Source organism: Streptomyces sp. SID5785, from assembly GCF_009870065.1.
Lineage (GTDB): Bacteria > Actinomycetota > Actinomycetes > Streptomycetales > Streptomycetaceae > Streptomyces.
Window position 1 is genome coordinate 1 of the sequence record NZ_WWIA01000115.1, and the last position, 1,859, is coordinate 1,859.

The following is a 1,859-nucleotide window of genomic DNA, read 5'->3' on the forward strand; positions in this document are numbered from 1 at the left end:
TCGGCCTCCTCCAGGTACTGGGTGGTGAGCACGACGGTGGTGCCCTCCGCGGCCAGCTCACGCACCGCGTCCCAGATCCCGCTCCTGCTGTGCGGGTCGAGCCCGGTCGTCGGTTCGTCGAGGAACAGCACGGCCGGCCGGGTGATCAGGCTCGCCGCGAGGTCGAGCCTGCGGCGCATGCCGCCCGAGTAGGTGCGGGCGGGCCGGTCCGCGGCGTCCTCGAGGCCGAACCGGCCGAGCAGCTCCTCGGCGCGGACGCGGGGCGCGCGCAGCAGCCGGGCGAACAGGCGCAGGTTCTCCCGGCCCGACAGGTCCCCGTCGACCGACGCGTACTGCCCCGTCACGCCGATCCGGCGCCGCACCGCGTGCGCCTCGGTCGCGATGTCGTGCCCCGCGACGCGCGCGGTCCCCGCGTCCGGCCGCAGCAGCGTGGTCAGCAACCGGACGGCGGTCGTCTTGCCCGCGCCGTTGCGCCCGAGCAGACCGCACACCGTGCCCTCCCGCACCGCCAGATCCAGGCCCCGCACGGCGTGCACGGCTTTCGTGCCCGAGCCGAAGCGCTTCTCCAGACCCTCACTAAGTACAGCGTACGTAGAAGTCATGGCCCCACCGTAGCGCACTACGTACGCCGTACGTAACTACGATGGTGCGGAAAGGTTCGAGAGGTGATGAGCGATGGCGGGCCGAGCGGCCGAACCCGAAGTGATCTGGGCGCGCCCCGAGCGGTCCGGGCGCGGCCCGCGTGCCGCGCACAGCAGGGCCGACATCGCGGCGGCCGCCGTGCGGGTCGCCGACGCCGAGGGCATCGACGCGGTGTCCATGCGGCACGTCGCGGCCGAGCTCGGCATGGGCACGATGTCGCTCTACAACTACGTGCCGCGCAAGGAGGACCTGTACGAGCTGATGGTCGACGCCGTCAGCGGCGAGTACACGTACCCCGAGCCCAGTGGGGACTGGCGGGCCGACCTCCTCGGACTCGCCCGCCAGATGCGGGAGATGATGCTCCGCCACCCCTGGCTGCCCCGGCTGATGTCACCCGTGTACGGCTTCAGCCCCAACGCCCTGACGTACCTCGAGTACAGCCTGCGCTGCCTCGACCCCCTGGAGCGCCCCTACGGCGCCAAGCTGGAGCTCGTCGCGGCGGTCAACGGCGTCGTGACGACCTACGTGGCCAACGAGATCGCCACCGCCGAGCGCACCCGGTCCCTGCCCTGGAGCGAGGAACAGGAACAGGCGGTGCGCATCGGTTACCTCGGTGCGCAGATCGCCGGCGGGCGCTATCCGCGGCTCGCCGCCGCCTTCGCCGAGGACTCCGGGCCCATCGACCTCGAGGGCGTCTTCGACCGGGCGCTGCGCCGGACCATCGAGGGCTTCGTCGTGGAGCCGTCCTGACGGACCTTCACAGCAGGGCGAACTGGCCGCCCGGCCCCTCCTCCAGGTGGTCGAGGACCGAGGCCGGCCTGCGGGCCCCGTCCGGCACCGGAAGCACCCGGGCCCGCCGCAGCTCGTCCGCGGTCAGCGGCTCCCGCCCGAGCTGCTCGCGCAGCTCCTCGCGCTCCGGCTCCAGCGCCGCCTGCAGGGCCAGCACCGTGACCAGTTCGAGCAGCTCCGACGTCCACTCCTGCGGCCACGCCGAGGGGCGCACCGCCGCCAGCGTGCCCGGCTCGGCCGGGGCCGTCCGGCGCGCGAACCACTGCTCGATCACCCGGACCCCGCCCACCGTGAAGTCCCAGGCCGCCGCGGGCACCGGAGCGATCCGCCCGTCGCCGGTCACGAGCGCCTCCTCGTCGCGCTCGTAGCGCAGTGCGCCGGGCCGGGCCGGCAGGGCGGAGCGCACGTACGGGCGGCGCCCGCCCGGC

General features: G+C 74.1%; 3 protein-coding genes. 1 reads left to right on the forward strand and 2 read right to left on the reverse strand.

Going from position 1 to position 1,859, the window contains the following annotated elements; genetic code table 11:
- Positions 1-602: ATP-binding cassette domain-containing protein (locus GTW43_RS03665; RefSeq protein ID WP_161300165.1), on the reverse strand; the 602-nt coding region annotated here is incomplete at its 3' end.
- Between the two features lie 73 nt (positions 603-675).
- Here GTW43_RS03665 and GTW43_RS03670 point away from each other — a divergent pair.
- A complete protein-coding gene (locus GTW43_RS03670; RefSeq protein WP_161300166.1) occupies positions 676-1,392 on the forward strand; it encodes a TetR/AcrR family transcriptional regulator C-terminal domain-containing protein in 717 nt (238 codons plus the stop codon).
- A 7-nt stretch (positions 1,393-1,399) separates the two neighbouring features.
- On the opposite strand, the gene GTW43_RS03675 is transcribed toward GTW43_RS03670, so the two are convergent.
- Positions 1,400-1,859: type ISP restriction/modification enzyme (locus tag GTW43_RS03675; protein ID WP_343245888.1), on the reverse strand; the 460-nt coding region annotated here is incomplete at its 5' end.

Excerpts from the sequence above, each read along its gene's own strand:
- GTW43_RS03670 (WP_161300166.1), top strand. The coding sequence starts at position 676 with ATGGCGGGCCGAGCGGCCGAACCCGAAGTGATCTGGGCGCGCCCCGAG.